We start from the raw sequence: 12,923 nt of genomic DNA, 5'->3' as shown, positions 1-12,923 counted from the left end.
GCGAGCCACGGCGATGACGTCGCGACGGAACTCCTCGGGGAACGCTTTGGGCATGGTGACCTTTCCTTCCGGTGAGGACCTAATCCTCACACATCAGGAGTCAACCGAACCTGGGGCAGTCCCGTTCGATTTGAAACATGACTCAATAGTCAACATGCCGAACACGGGTCGCCGGCTAGCCGGCGAGGGCGGCATCGAGCGGGGAGAATGGCATGGGATTCGGGAGACGTAAGCTGTACGTAGCTTTGCTGGCCATCGGCGTTATGGCGGGAGCACCATGGGCTGTTACGCAGGCGGTCTGGGGCGACACTCAGGACGTCGGAGCCAATGCTTTCAGCACTGGAAACGTGGACATCTCCACCAGCGTCACGACGGCGCTGGTTACGTTCTCGAGCATGGCCCCCGGGGACAAGGTCACTGCTCCGATCACGGTTAGCAACGCCGGCACGCTGGCTCTTCGCTACGCCGTGTCGACGGCGATCTCCGGATCGACGGTGTTGTCCGGAGGTTTGACGCTGGGGATCAAGAGCGGCGTCACGACTTGTTCGAACGCTGGATTCGGAACCGACGGGACGTCTTTGTACAGCGGTTCGCTGACCAGCGGCGCCGTGGGTAGTGCAAGCCAGGGCGCTCAGGCCGGCGACCGTTCTTTGGCTGCCTCGGGCACTGAGACGCTGTGTTTCCAGGTCGAGTTGCCCTCGTCGGCCTCGAACACGCTGCAGTCCTTGACTGCCACCGCAACCTTCACCTTTGCCTCCGAGCAGACGGCCAACAACGCCTAGTTCACGGACGAGCGGGGTGGAGTTCGCGACTCCACCCCGTGAAGCCTTCGAGCGAAAGGGACTTCAGTGCGACGCAAGGTTCTTCGAACTGCTGTACGGACCGCCGGCGGCATCGCTCTTGCCGTCACGGTCGCGGTGGTCGCGCTTCTTGCTCTGGCCTTCGGCCCCACGATGATTGGGTTTGAGTCGATGGTCGTTACGACCGGAAGCATGGGCTCGGCGGCCCCCCCGGGGTCGGTCGTGTTGACGCGTATGGTCGATGCGCGCGCCGTGGGCGTCGGCGACATCGTGAGCTACCGTCGTCAGGGCCGGCAGGTTCCCGTCACGCACCGCGTTTCGTCCGTTCAGCGTGAGGGCGGCAAGGTCGTCTTGCAGACCAAGGGAGACGCCAACCCGACTCCCGACATCGAGCCCGTCGTCATCCAAGGGCCGATCGCGCGCGTTGAGCATGTTGTTCCCTATGCGGGGTACGTAGTGAAGTTCGCCCGCACGCCGCTGGGAGGGCTCGCGTTCTTCGTGCTGCCGATGTTCGGCTTGACGATGGATCGCGGTCGACGCCGGGCGCGCCGAGTCGAAGAGATGCAGGATGCACGGTCGGAGTGGCGACCCGTGGCGGGTGCGGCCGTGCGGCACGCGCAGCTTCATGGGCGTCGGTCGTGGGCGGCGCAGTCGACTTCGCACCGACCGCCGGCAAACGAGCCCCGGCCGGGTTTGCTGATTCCAGATCGCGGATCATGGAACGGGTCGTTCAGAAGCGCGTAACGTCCCTTCGGGACGACGAGCGCGAGCCGCGAGTGACGTGGCTTGCGCTCGTTGTCGCCTTGGTGTTGATGGGCGGAACCGCAGGCGTGTCTCCCACTCAGGCCGTGTGGGCCGACACTCCCGTCGTGAGTGGTAACGCGTTGTCCACGGCGACACTCCTACCCCCGAGCGCGCCGTCCGCGTCGGCGGCGTGCGACGGCCCCGGAAGGGCCAAGATCACAGTGGCATGGTCTCAGGCGGCGATGTCGGACGGATACGATCTCTACCGCTCGATAGTCAACGGCGGCCCGTACTCGAAGGTCGCACATGTGGCCGGCGGTTCGACAACATCTACGGTGGACCGGTCGCTAAACACGTCCACCACCTACTACTACGTATTGCAGGCCACGCGAAACAACTGGGTGAGTGCGAACTCGGCTCAAACGCAGGCTACGACTCCCGGGTTGTGCCTGGCGTGAGACATGCATTTGCCGATCGAGACAGTATGATCTCAGCGATGCAAGACGCGTCGTCGCCGCACCTCAACGAGCAGACCGCCTCCGGAGCGAAGGGTCGGAGAACGCGTGTTCGTATTTTGGAGGCCGCCGAGGAGGTCTTTGGACGGCGCGGGTTCCACGATGCGTCGATTTCGGAGATTACGAGGCTGGCCGGTGTCGCGCAGGGAAGCTTCTACGTCTACTTCCAGAGCAAGACGGCGATCTTCGACGAGCTGATAGCCGCGCGCTGTACCGAGCTTCACGAAGAACTCGATCGCGTTCTTGAAGGGATCGGTTCCGAAGAAGGAACTCGATACCGTCTGGGTATGGACACGGCACTCCGGTGGATCGGGGAGCACAGGTGGTTCTACCGGGTCATGAGGCAGGCGGAGTTCGTGAACCCCGCGCTCCGGGAACGATGGTACCGGGCGTTCGCCGATCGCTACGTCGGCGTCTTGGTCGGGGCGATGGATGCGGGGGCGATCCCGAAAGGTGACCCCGAAGTTCTGGCTTGGTGCCTAATCGGGATGACCGAGATGATTGCTATGCGGTGGATCGTGTGGAGCGAAGAGGTTCCGTTGTCGCCGGACAGGTGGAACGCCTTTGTCGAGGTGACTCTTCGGGCGCTGGGCATCTCGGAACCTGAAAAGCGTTAGATCCTCCCCGACAGGGTTTCTTGCGCTTGTGAGATAGTCTTCTTCCTGCCATGGTCGCGCCCATCTTGATCTTTCTGCGCGGACCGCTCGCCGGGCGGCGAGTGACGCTTGATTCCGACGAGTTCATCGTTGGTCGGGGGTCTTCCAGCGATATCGTCCTTCATGATCCCTTGGTGTCGCGCGCGCACGCAATCGTGATGCGTCGCGGTGACGTGATGCTCATTGAGGATCTTGGGAGTCACAACGGGACGTATTTGAACGACGAGCGGCTGCACTCGGTCCGACAGATGCGCCATGGAGACCGCATCACGATCGGAGACAGCCGTCTTTTGTTTGAAGATCCGAGCCAGTTCCCGGAGGATTCGACACAAGTGTCGGAACAAGTCGTGTTCGCGGGTTCTTCCCTGACGCAGCGGCAGATCCAGGTACTTCGACTGATGGCCCGGGGGTTGTCCAACAAGGAGATCGGCGCGCGGTTGTTCGTCAGCGAACGCACTGTCAAGGCATACGCCTCAGTTGTCTTCGAGAAGTTGGAGGTCAACACGCGCGCGGCCGCCGTCGCGGCGGCGATGCGCGCCGGTCTCATCGACTCCGGCGGCGACTCCGGCGACTGACCCGCAGGGGCTGTTAGTTCGTCGGCCGGCGGACGTTCGTACGGATCAACTTGCGACACGACGGCGCGCGCCGCGCCGGGTTCGCCCGGGCTCAGCCGTTGTTTCGCGGGGGAAGCGAGCGATGTACTCATGCTCGAGTTCGAGCATGCGGTCGGTGTGCGCGCGGATGGCGTGGGCGCCCCCGTTGACAACCGTGTCTTCCCGAGTGCGCCACATCTGTCGCAACTCGCGCTCGAGGATGGCGTCGTCTAGGTTGCGCGCGGGGATCCCCATCTTGCCTCCGACGGGGCCGTCGCCGGTCGAGCCGCTCATTGCAGATCGTCGCGAGTTCATCGCTGCGACCTCCTCTCATTTCCGAGGAACAGCCGCCGGCTGTGGGCGGTCTACGCCGAGAAGGGGCCGACGCTAGTGGCATCTTACGCCGGGACACAGTCGGCGAGAAGAGACGATCGGCGGGATACGACTACCGGTCGGGGACGGGCTTCCGTCCTGCGCTAGCTGGGGAGTTCCCAGTACGGAGTGGTCGGGCTGTGTCCGGACAGGTGGCAGTTCCAGCATGCGGCCTGGAACACCTTGCTCCCCGCCTTGACCCCTTGCTCGCCCGGCCGGTGGCAGTACTTGCAGGCCGACGACGAACTGCCTGCCTCGAAGTTCCCCGGGTCGGCCTGTTGCTGCTCCCCGGAGACGAATGGGATGTGCGTTGCATGGAGGTTCGACGAGTCGGAGTATTTGTATGAGTGGCATGAGACGCACATCGTGACCGTCCCGTGCGATCCCTTATGGCATAGGGAGGCGCACCCGTTGCCCGCCAGCACTACCGTCTTGTGCTTGGTCGCGCTGGCGTTGATCAATGCCCCGGGATCGATGGTTCCACGGTAGGTGGTCTGCTCCGGATCGCCGGAAGCATTCGTGAGTCCGCGCGACACGACGCTGGTGTCCAGCCGGGAGTGGCATGCCGGCGCGCAGTTGGAACTCTTGGTGTCGGTGCCGGGCGGGAACTTCCGCTGGCTTGCGTCGTGGATCGTGTGGCAGTTGGTGCACGTGGTGTCGGTCGAGGAGTGCTGTTGACGCTTCGGCCAGGTAAATGGCCCGTCACCGAAGTCCTTCATCCAGTCTCTCGGGGCGTTTGACTTCCCCGTTGGGAAAAGCGCGTTCCTGTCGTGGCACTGGAAGCAGTCGGGGTTCTTCGTCATGTGGCCGGCGTTCGGTCCGATGACCTTGGAGTTCTGCTTGTGGCACGTAAGGCACTGACTCTCGTAGTGCGGCGGGCTCTTGGCGATGTCTGCGACCTGCGTTGCGTGGCAGTTGTCGCAGGTGCTCACTTTTGTCATGTCGTGACAGGCGGCGCAGTCCTGTTTCGTGTGACAGTTCTCACAAGTGGCGATGTCGGAACGGGCCGCGGCGCGGTGCGCGGTTTCCCAATCGCTCGCGTGCGGCATCACTAGACCGTGGCACGCGGTGCAAAAGGCGGTCTGGGTCTTGTGGCAGTTGATGCAGTTCGCGTTAGCGGCCAGCGCCTTCTTTCCGTGATCGCCCTGCCACGTGCTGGGGTGGACGTTCCTGGCGTGACACTTCTCGCATGCGTTGACACTTGAGACCGCGTGGCAGTTGCGACAGGTGGCGCCGCCGGCCTTGGATTTCGGCCCATGCTTGGCAAACCACCCCAGGCCGTGAGCGAGTTTGGCGTGGCATGCGTCGCAGAAGGAAGTCTGGCTGTGGCACTTCAGGCACGTCGCTTTCCTCGCGAGCGCCTCAGTCCCGTGGATGCCTTGCCAGGTTCTTGCGTGAGGCATGTCCAGGCCGTGGCAGGCCCTGCACTTGGTCGGCGGGTGACAAACGGCGCAGGTCTTCGTGACTTGCTTCCCATGCGCAGACAGCCATGTCCCGAGATTGTGCCCCGGAGGGAATGCGTTGGTCGACGCCTTGGGGGACCCGCTCGTTTGCGGTGAAGGGCTCGTGGTCGGCCCGGATGGAGTGGTCGAGGGCTGGATCGATTCCGTCGGCTGGAGTTGTGGACTCGCATTTCGTCGGGTGACGTAGCTCACTCCGCCTACGGAAAGGGATGCAACGATCAAAGCGGCGAAAACGACCACGACAATCCGCCGCGTTTTGGCGCTGCGTGCAGGTCCGAATCCCGGCTCTGTGGTTCGCCTTCTCATGCTGTGGTCAGCCCGTTCAAAGTGATGTTCTTCCTCCGCCGTCGCGAAGACTACACGTCCGCGGTCTGAACGGCACTTAAGGTCTGCAGTTCCGCCACGCTCAACTTTGAGGGACGTCAGGCGTCAGGCCAAGGGCAATCCGTCCTTAGGAGAGATGAGGCAAACAGGCCAGGCCCATTGGCCTGAACCGATGGGGCCATGAGGGACTGGCCGCGGCGTGAGTCATTAGGCCATGATCACCCCTGAACGAGGAGGTAGCGGCGGTACGTGGGGGTTGCGGAGGATGGAAAGCGCACGCTCTCACTACAGGACGGGTAATTATGTCTACCAACGACGAGGCAGGCCCCGAGGGGCAATCGAACAGTGGCGGTAGTTCGCCTGGTTTGACCCGACCGCTTTCTCAGCAGGCCCTAGAGCGTCCGAAGCGCAAGACCACTCAGGTCATCCTGATCGTGGTCGTTCTCGCGATGGCCTTGGGTGCGTCGGTCAACATCTTTCGCCGCTCGGTCGTCTACTACCACACGACGTCCGAGGTCGTGGCGTTGAAGGGACAGCAGGTGCGCTTGTCGGGTCAGGTTGTCCCCGGGACGATTCGGTTCGACTACGAGAAGGGGTTTGTGGCGTTTAGCGTCACGGACGGCAAGGTGACGGTGCCGGTCCGGTTCGAAGGCCCGGCGCCCGACACTTTGAAGGACGAAGCTATCGCCGTCGCTGAGGGAACCCTTGGGGAGGACGGCGTCTTCCGCGCTGTGAAACTGCTGGCTAGGTGCCCTTCGAAGTTCGAATCCCGGGAACCGAATCCGTGACCAGCACTGACGCGCCCGCCCTGGGGATGCGACTCGAGGGCGTGCGGAAGTCCTTTGGCGTGCAGGTCGCACTCGCCGGAGTGGACCTTGAGATTCCGCAGGGATCAAGCGTAGCCATCATGGGCCCGAACGGCGCGGGGAAGACGACGCTGCTCAAGACCATGGCCGGGCTCGCAGCGCCGACGGCGGGGAACGTGAGTCTCGCCGGGGTGGACCTTCGCAGGGCGGGAGCAGGATTGCGCGCGCTCGTTGGGTTCGTCTCCCACGAGGCGATGCTGTACCCGGACCTCACCGTTCATGAGAACTTGGAGTTCTTCGCTCGTCTCTTCGGCCTGCCGCAACCGGAGAAAGCTATCCAGATTAGGGTCGAGCAACTGAAACTCGGTCACGTTTTGGACCGGGCGGTTCGCGCGTTGTCGCGGGGGACTCGCCAGCGGGCAGCGATCGCTCGGTCCCTGCTTCATTCGCCGCTGGTCTTGCTCCTGGACGAGCCCTACACCGGGCTCGATGAGGCTGCGGCAGAGTCCTTGACGGATCTTCTCAACGAGCTACGCACGCCGGATCGCACGCTCGTGATGGCAGTGCACGAGATGTCTCGCGCGGTTGCGGTCGCGGAGCGGCTCATAGTGATCGGCGACGGCCGGGTCAAGATCGACAGTCCGATCGCCGGCCAGCAGGAAGAACTGGCTTCGACGTACATGTCGCTGCTGCGGGCAGCCGCGGAGGTGCGTCTATGAGTCGCCTTCGCCCCGCGTTGCTGATTGCCGCTAAGGATCTCCGCGTAGAGATGCGCACCAAGGACATCTTGCCCGCCGTCGGGCTGTTCGCACTCCTCGTGGTCACAGTCGCGAGCTTCGCGTTCCCGACTTCCGGGCCGGGCCGCGAGGGTGTCGCAGCCGGGATGCTCTGGATGGCGTTCCTGTTCGCCGGACTGCTCGGCATGGGACGCAGTTTCGCTCTGGAAAGCGAGGAGGCCTGCATTGCCGGTCTGGTCGCGTCGCCGGCTCCGAGCGAGTCGATCTTCATCGGGAAGCTGTTGTCGAATCTCGTGTTCACGCTCGCGGCGGAAGCAGCAATCCTGCCGGCGTTTCTCGTGCTCTTGCAGTTGAATCCGGGTCCGGGCTTACCTCTGCTTCTTGTGACTTCGGTTGCAGGGACTTTTGGTATTGTGGTTGTGGGGACGCTGCTCTCGGCCATGGCGGTAAACACGCGAACCCGTGAGGCGATTCTGCCGATCTTGGCGATCCCGATTTCGGTCCCAGCGTTGATCGCCTCGGTGCAGGCTACCCAGGCCGCGCTGGAGGGGAAGGACATTGCCGCGGCCGCGCCGTGGCTGTTCCTGTTGGTCGGATACGGCGCCATGTTCTTGCTGGTCGCACTTGCCACGTTCCCCTACGTCCTCGAGGAGTGAAGCAGTTATGACGCAGCAACGCGTCGCGGCTCCACCGGAGTCGCCGGCAGCGAAGCGGATCCCGCTCTGGAAGATCTTGGCCCTGCCGACGGTCGCTTTGATGGGGGTTCTGGTGTACGCCGCCCTCGCGCTAGCTCCCGAGGACGCCGACCAGGGCCCGGCGCAGCGGATCTTCTACATTCATGTCCCCTCCGCGTGGATCGCGTTTCTTGCCTTTGCGGTGGTGTTCGTCGCCAGCGTCGCTCTGCTGGCGACCGGGAAGAGGAAGTGGGACGACCGCGCGGTGGCGTCGGCTGAGGTCGGCGTGGTGTTCACGACGGTCGTGATGCTGACGGGGCCGCTGTGGGCTCGTCCGGTATGGGGAGTGTATTGGGAGTGGGACCCCAAGCTCACCGCAGTGTTCATTCTGTGGCTCATCTACATGTCGTACTTGGCGCTTCGCAGCTACGTTCCGGATCCCTCACGGCGCGCGCGCTTCTCGGCGGTTCTGGGAATCGCCGGTTTCCTCGACGTGCCGATCGTCTACCTCGCGGTGCGCTGGTGGCGCGGGCTGCACCCCGAGGCCGTGGTCTTGGGCAAGGGCGGACCTCAACTCCCAGCGTCGATGCTGCAGATCCTGCTCTTCGGTGTATTCACGTTCACGTTGCTTTACCTGGTGCTGTTTACGTTGCGGCTGCATGTCGGCAGGTTGCGTTCGGCCCAGGAGGAGGTCCAGGCATGAGTGCATGGGGGTTCGTTGCCGCGGCCTACATCGGGACCGCGCTGCTTGTCGGCGGGTACGCCGCATCGCTGCTTAGGAAGAAGCGGACGCTGGAGAGGGGACGTCGTGGTAGCAGTCGGTAGATTCGCGATTCTGCTCGCGCTGGCCGTTTCCCTGTACGGGGTGGTCGCGGCTCTCGTCGGCGTGCGCACCCGACGTGAGAAGGCCGTTCGCAGTGCCGAGGACGCGTTGCGCGCGGTCGCGATTTGCTTAACCGTCGCATCGATCGTGCTCTTCCGCGCCTTGCTGACGCACGACTTCAGCCTTGAGTACGTTGCGCAGTACTCGAGCCGGTCGCTGTCGGTCTTTTACACGATCAGTTCTTTTTGGGCGGGGCAGGCCGGGTCGCTGATGCTGTGGGCGTGGGTGCTGGCGCTGTACGCCGCGGCGGTGGCCCACCAGAACCGACACAAGAACCGTGACTTGATGCCGTACGTTGCCGCGACGCTTTCGGCGGTGACGTTGCTGTTCACGTTCTTGCTGGCGTTCTCTCAGAACCCCTTTGCGAGCCTTTCGGTCATCCCGGCCGACGGCCAAGGGCTGAACCCGCTGCTGCAGAACTACGGGCAGTTCTTCCACCCGATCACGGTCTACATGGGGTACGTCGGGTTCACGATCCCCTTCGCGTTCTGCATTGCGGCTCTCGCGACGGGCAACTTGGGTGACGCGTGGGTCAAGACTGTTCGCAAGTGGACGCTGTGGGCGTGGCTGTTCCTTGGGATCGGAATCGTTTTCGGCGGACGCTGGGCGTACGTCGAGCTTGGATGGGGCGGCTACTGGGCCTGGGATCCTGTCGAGAACGCGAGCTTGATGCCCTGGTTGGTTGGGACCGCGTATCTGCATTCGGTGATGATCCAAGAGAAGAAGGGAATGCTGAAGATCTGGAACGTGTCGCTGGCGGTGGGGGCATTCGTTCTGGCCCTGTTCGGCACGTTCCTGACTCGGTCTGGAATCGTTTCTTCGGTGCATGCGTTTGCTGAGTCCAACGTGGGTCCGTACCTGATCGCCGCGATTCTGCTGGTCGTGCTGGTCTCGGGCTGGTTGATCGTTTACCGGCTCCCGGAGCTGCGTAGCGAAGCGGTGATGGAGTCGGCGTTCTCTCGCGAGGCTTCGTTCCTGCTGAACAACTTGCTGCTGGTTGCGATCACCTTCGCGGTCTTCTGGGGGACGATGTTCCCCGTGATCGCGCAAGCGGTCCGGGGCGTCGAGGTCTCGGTCGGGCCGCCGTTCTTCGAGGCGGTCGTGGGCCCGATCGGGATCGCGCTGATTGCCCTGGTCGGCGTATGCCCTTTGCTCGCGTGGCGCAAGGCGACCGGACGCAACTTCCGACGCAACTTCCGGACTCCGTTTGCTGCGGGTGTCGTCGCCCTTGGGGTGTTCTTGGTGATCATCAAGGGTCACCGCGGCTTGGTCGGGTTTCTCGCGTTGTCGGCCTTCGTGACGACGACGATCCTGGTCGAGTTCTACCGCGGAGCGAAAGTGCGGAGGCGAATTCGCGGAGAAGGATGGACGAAGGCTCTCGGGCGCTTGTTCGTCTTCAGTCCGCGCCGCTATGGCGGGTATCTCGTCCACTTCGGAGTGATTCTGCTGGTGCTTGGTATTGCCATCCATATGGGCTTCAAGCATGAGACTCGGGCAACCCTGAAGATCGGGGAGACGGCGCGCGTCGGAGGCTATACCTTGCGGCTCGACAGCATTACAACCTCGGAGACGCCGGCGAAGTTCGCGCTCGTCGCCAAACTCACCGTCTTGGACGCCAAGACGAACAAGCGGATCGGTCTGATGCGTCCGGAGAAGGCGTTCTACGAAAACCAAGAGCAGCCGACGACGGAGGTGGGGATCCGGTCGACGGTCGTCGAGGACCTCTACGTCATCATCGAGTCTGCTGATCCCGTCCGCCGGATCGCGTCCTTTGCGTTCCTCGTCAATCCGGCTGTGTTCTGGGTGTGGTTCGGTGGGGTCATCATGCTCGGCGGCGGGTTGATCGTCGCGTGGCCGATGCGCCGACCGGAGAAGGAGGTGTCCGATGCTCGGGAGACCGCAGCGGCATCGAGTGCGCGCTAGCGCTCTGGGGCGGACCTTCGCGCTCAGCTTGGCCGGCGCCGCAGTGTGGCTGCTTGCCGGCCCGGTGTCGCCGGGGCTTCCCGCGCCTTTGCACGGCACGCCGATGGCTGCGCGCGGCATGGGCGGGATGACGCATGCGGTCTTGCATGCGCCGCGCGCGAGCCTGGACGAGATCACATCTCGCCTGATGTGCACTTGCGGATGCAGCCTCACGCTGGCCGCCTGCGAGGTGTCGATGGCGTGCTCGATCGCTCCGCGGATGAAGGCCGAAGCTGCGGCGATGATTGAGGATGGCTTGAGTACCGACGAGATATTCGATGCCTTTGTCGCCGATTACGGTGAGCGGGTTCGCGCCGCTCCGACGAAGAGTGGATTCAACCTTGTGGCATGGGTGTTCCCGTTCCTCGGGCTCGCAGTGGGCGTGGGATTCGTAGTGATTGCCTTGGTGAAATGGCGGGGTCGCGAGGGGGATTCAGCGGTGGCCGATTCAGTTTCTGTTCCGGTGGATTCGAAGTATCTGGCCGCCATCGAGGATGAAGTTAAGAGGGGGATGTAGTGGGATCCTTCGCTGTTGTCGCGTTCGTACTTCTGCTTGGCGTCGCGTATCTTGTTGCGCGCGCCTACCTCACTCCCGACCAGACGGCGTTGGACGAGGATGAGATTCGGTCGCCCCTTGAGGTGAAGAAGGAGCAACTGCTGGACGCGATTCGTGAGTTGGACATGGATTATGAGACGGGGAAACTCTCCGAGGACGACTACATGAGCCTCCGGGCTCGGTTCGTCGCAGAAACCGCCGAGGTCATGCGGTCCTTGGTCGAGGTGTCTATTGAACCGGCGGCAGCGATCACGCCGGATCCCGGGGCGTCGTCCGCGTCGGACTCGGCCGAACTCCCCGGTTCTGTTGTGTCGGTTCTGACGCGGGGTTCTCTCGAGGATCCGATTGGTGAGGACGACCTCGAGCGAGAGATCGCGACGCGCAAGGCGAAGCTTGCGGTCCCACCGTGCCCTGGGTGCGGCGCTGAACTGTCGGTGGATGACGCGTTCTGCCGGGCTTGTGGGGCGAGGTTGGCGCCGCCGGGGGACATGTGATGTTTGGAGTTCGTCTTTGCCGAGGGAACCGGTGCCGGAATGCGGCGGTGATTGCGGGCGTGATCCTGCTCGCGTCGTCATTCGCTTTGTTGGGAGCCTCGCCGTCTCTGGCGGCGGATTCCGCCACGATCAAGGGCCGGGTTACGAACGGGACTACTTCCAAAGCCGTCCCGAACCAGAAGGTGATGCTCCAGATCATGCGCGCGGGCTCCATGGTGTCGACCAAGTCCGCGACGACCGATGCCTCCGGCGGCTTTGCCTTCGCCGGACTCGAGAGTGGCTCAACGTGGTCGTACGCAGTGGGGGCAACGTATCGCAACGCGGATTACGTCTTCGACGCGGCCAAACTGAAGGCGGGCGAGACCAAGAGCGTGTCCCTGCTCGTCTACGATCCGACTGATTCGGCCGCGGGCCTGAAGATCAACGAGTGGATCGTATGGGTCGACCGCGAGAGCGGTGTGGCGATTCAGCAGGACGTCCGGCTTTCCAACACCGGCAAGGCTACATATGTCGGCAAGGCTGTGATTGCAGAAGGCAAGAAGGGGGTCGTTCAGCTGCCCCTGCTCAACGGGGCGAAGAACCTCCAGTATCTGGGCCGGTTCATGCAGTGCTGCACGCTCGTGCGCGGGACGACCTTCTACCACACGTTACCGGTGACCCCGGGCGAGTCTCAGGGGACGATGCGTTACAACGTCGCGTCCGTAAAGGACATGTCGTTCCCGGTGCTGCTGCAGACGAAGGCATTCAGCATGATCGTGCCTTCGGACGTCAAGGTTATCTCCGAGCAGGTTAAGCCCGGCGGACAGATTCAAGACCGCGGGATCACGTACAACGTGTACGGCGCGAAGGATCTGGCGATCGGTACCGTTCTCAAGGTTTCTGTGGACGGCCTGGGTCGGAAGTCCATCCCGATTGCGGCGATCGTCCTCTTGGTGCTGGCGGCCCTCGCGGGCGGCGCGGTCGCGTTCTTGAAGTTCCGCCCGCGGCGTCGCAAGACGCCACAGGGTGCGAAGAATCAGGGGGCGAAGAAGGTGCTGCCTCAGAAGGCCGCACCTGTTCCCGAGCGGCGACCGGCGACTGTCGGCATCCGGCAGTCGGCAGGTCGACCGGGAGACTCCCTCCCCAAACCTTCTGTCACCTCGAGTCCCGCGTACGGGGAGACCTCTCTAGGACAAGCGGAGTTGCTTCTCGAGGAGCTTGCGGTGTTGGATCTTGCTTTCGAACGAGGCTTTGTTTCCGATGCGGTGTATCAGCAGTTGCGCGCAGTCCGGAAGGCGGAGCTTGTCGAACTGCGATCGGCCCGCCCGGGAAAGGCCGAAGAGTGAGGAACGGATGCAGCAAACT

General features: G+C 63.3%; 15 protein-coding genes. 13 read left to right on the top strand and 2 right to left on the bottom strand.

What is annotated here, in order from left to right; genetic code table 11:
- The first annotated feature begins 212 nt into the window (after positions 1-212).
- The 5 genes from WDA27_10500 to WDA27_10480 all read left to right on the top strand — a co-directional run bounded on the left by WDA27_10500 (position 213) and on the right by WDA27_10480 (position 3,290).
- Positions 213-782, top strand: coding sequence for a TasA family protein (locus WDA27_10500; GenBank protein MFA5891357.1), 570 nt, complete (start codon positions 213-215; stop codon positions 780-782).
- 66 nt (positions 783-848) lie between these two features.
- On the top strand, positions 849-1,544 hold the full coding sequence (locus WDA27_10495) for a signal peptidase I (protein MFA5891356.1): 696 nt from the start codon (positions 849-851) through the stop codon (positions 1,542-1,544).
- Positions 1,517-2,002: a hypothetical protein gene (locus tag WDA27_10490; GenBank protein ID MFA5891355.1), complete on the top strand. Its 486-nt coding sequence runs from the start codon at positions 1,517-1,519 to the stop codon at positions 2,000-2,002. Before WDA27_10495 ends, WDA27_10490 begins: the two co-directional genes overlap by 28 nt.
- Positions 2,003-2,040: 38 nt before the next feature.
- The gene (locus tag WDA27_10485) at positions 2,041-2,676 is read left to right on the top strand and encodes a TetR/AcrR family transcriptional regulator (GenBank protein ID MFA5891354.1); all 636 of its coding nucleotides are present in this window, start codon (positions 2,041-2,043) and stop codon (positions 2,674-2,676) included.
- Between the two features lie 50 nt (positions 2,677-2,726).
- Positions 2,727-3,290 (top strand): FHA domain-containing protein, encoded by a 564-nt coding sequence (locus WDA27_10480; protein ID MFA5891353.1) that lies wholly within the window; start codon positions 2,727-2,729, stop codon positions 3,288-3,290.
- Positions 3,291-3,335: 45 nt separating this feature from the next.
- On the opposite strand, the gene WDA27_10475 is transcribed toward WDA27_10480, so the two are convergent.
- Together WDA27_10475 and WDA27_10470 are read right to left on the bottom strand one after the other, a co-directional pair.
- A complete protein-coding gene (locus tag WDA27_10475; protein ID MFA5891352.1) occupies positions 3,336-3,623 on the bottom strand; it encodes a DUF6158 family protein in 288 nt (95 codons plus the stop codon).
- 161 nt (positions 3,624-3,784) lie between these two features.
- Positions 3,785-5,083 carry a hypothetical protein gene (locus WDA27_10470; GenBank protein MFA5891351.1) on the bottom strand — a complete coding sequence of 433 codons (1,299 nt, stop codon included), beginning with the start codon at positions 5,081-5,083 and terminating at the stop codon, positions 3,785-3,787.
- A gap of 686 nt (positions 5,084-5,769) precedes the next feature.
- On the opposite strand from WDA27_10470, the gene WDA27_10465 reads away from it, so the two are divergent.
- The 8 genes from WDA27_10465 (at position 5,770) to WDA27_10430 (ending at position 12,904) form a co-directional block, all read left to right on the top strand.
- Complete coding sequence (locus WDA27_10465; protein ID MFA5891350.1) at positions 5,770-6,255, top strand: cytochrome c maturation protein CcmE; 486 nt, start codon at positions 5,770-5,772, stop codon at positions 6,253-6,255.
- Positions 6,252-6,992 (top strand): ABC transporter ATP-binding protein, encoded by a 741-nt coding sequence (locus WDA27_10460; GenBank protein MFA5891349.1) that lies wholly within the window; start codon positions 6,252-6,254, stop codon positions 6,990-6,992. Before WDA27_10465 ends, WDA27_10460 begins: the two co-directional genes overlap by 4 nt.
- Complete coding sequence (locus WDA27_10455; protein ID MFA5891348.1) at positions 6,989-7,666, top strand: heme exporter protein CcmB; 678 nt, start codon at positions 6,989-6,991, stop codon at positions 7,664-7,666. The genes WDA27_10460 and WDA27_10455 overlap by 4 nt, the downstream gene beginning before the upstream one ends.
- A gap of 7 nt (positions 7,667-7,673) precedes the next feature.
- Positions 7,674-8,387, top strand: coding sequence for a cytochrome c biogenesis protein (locus WDA27_10450; GenBank protein MFA5891347.1), 714 nt, complete (start codon positions 7,674-7,676; stop codon positions 8,385-8,387).
- Positions 8,388-8,492: 105 nt separating this feature from the next.
- Entirely contained in the window at positions 8,493-10,490 is a 1,998-nt protein-coding gene (locus WDA27_10445; protein ID MFA5891346.1) for a heme lyase CcmF/NrfE family subunit, read from the top strand.
- Entirely contained in the window at positions 10,453-11,046 is a 594-nt protein-coding gene (locus tag WDA27_10440; protein ID MFA5891345.1) for a cytochrome c-type biogenesis protein CcmH, read from the top strand. The genes WDA27_10445 and WDA27_10440 overlap by 38 nt, the downstream gene beginning before the upstream one ends.
- Positions 11,046-11,579, top strand: coding sequence for a zinc ribbon domain-containing protein (locus tag WDA27_10435; GenBank protein MFA5891344.1), 534 nt, complete (start codon positions 11,046-11,048; stop codon positions 11,577-11,579). The genes WDA27_10440 and WDA27_10435 overlap by 1 nt, the downstream gene beginning before the upstream one ends.
- 47 nt (positions 11,580-11,626) lie before the next feature.
- Positions 11,627-12,904, top strand: coding sequence for a carboxypeptidase-like regulatory domain-containing protein (locus WDA27_10430; protein MFA5891343.1), 1,278 nt, complete (start codon positions 11,627-11,629; stop codon positions 12,902-12,904).
- Positions 12,905-12,923 lie beyond the last annotated feature (19 nt).

The organism is Actinomycetota bacterium (assembly GCA_041658565.1).
GTDB lineage: Bacteria > Actinomycetota > AC-67 > AC-67 > AC-67 > JBAZZY01.
The sequence above is the reverse complement of the archived record's forward strand: the minus strand, read 5'-3'. Positions and strand labels throughout refer to the sequence as shown.

What these genes read in the sequence shown, in the direction of transcription:
- WDA27_10500 (MFA5891357.1), top strand. Translation starts at nt 213, where the DNA reads ATGGGATTCGGGAGACGTAAGCTGTACGTAGCTTTGCTGGCCATCGGC.
- WDA27_10490 (MFA5891355.1), top strand. Translation starts at nt 1,517, where the DNA reads ATGGAACGGGTCGTTCAGAAGCGCGTAACGTCCCTTCGGGACGACGAG.
- WDA27_10485 (MFA5891354.1), top strand. Translation starts at nt 2,041, where the DNA reads ATGCAAGACGCGTCGTCGCCGCACCTCAACGAGCAGACCGCCTCCGGA.
- WDA27_10480 (MFA5891353.1), top strand. Translation starts at nt 2,727, where the DNA reads ATGGTCGCGCCCATCTTGATCTTTCTGCGCGGACCGCTCGCCGGGCGG.
- WDA27_10475 (MFA5891352.1), bottom strand. Translation starts at nt 3,623, where the DNA reads ATGAACTCGCGACGATCTGCAATGAGCGGCTCGACCGGCGACGGCCCC.
- WDA27_10470 (MFA5891351.1), bottom strand. Translation starts at nt 5,083, where the DNA reads ATGCCTCACGCAAGAACCTGGCAAGGCATCCACGGGACTGAGGCGCTC.
- WDA27_10465 (MFA5891350.1), top strand. Translation starts at nt 5,770, where the DNA reads ATGTCTACCAACGACGAGGCAGGCCCCGAGGGGCAATCGAACAGTGGC.
- WDA27_10455 (MFA5891348.1), top strand. Translation starts at nt 6,989, where the DNA reads ATGAGTCGCCTTCGCCCCGCGTTGCTGATTGCCGCTAAGGATCTCCGC.
- WDA27_10450 (MFA5891347.1), top strand. Translation starts at nt 7,674, where the DNA reads ATGACGCAGCAACGCGTCGCGGCTCCACCGGAGTCGCCGGCAGCGAAG.
- WDA27_10440 (MFA5891345.1), top strand. Translation starts at nt 10,453, where the DNA reads ATGCTCGGGAGACCGCAGCGGCATCGAGTGCGCGCTAGCGCTCTGGGG.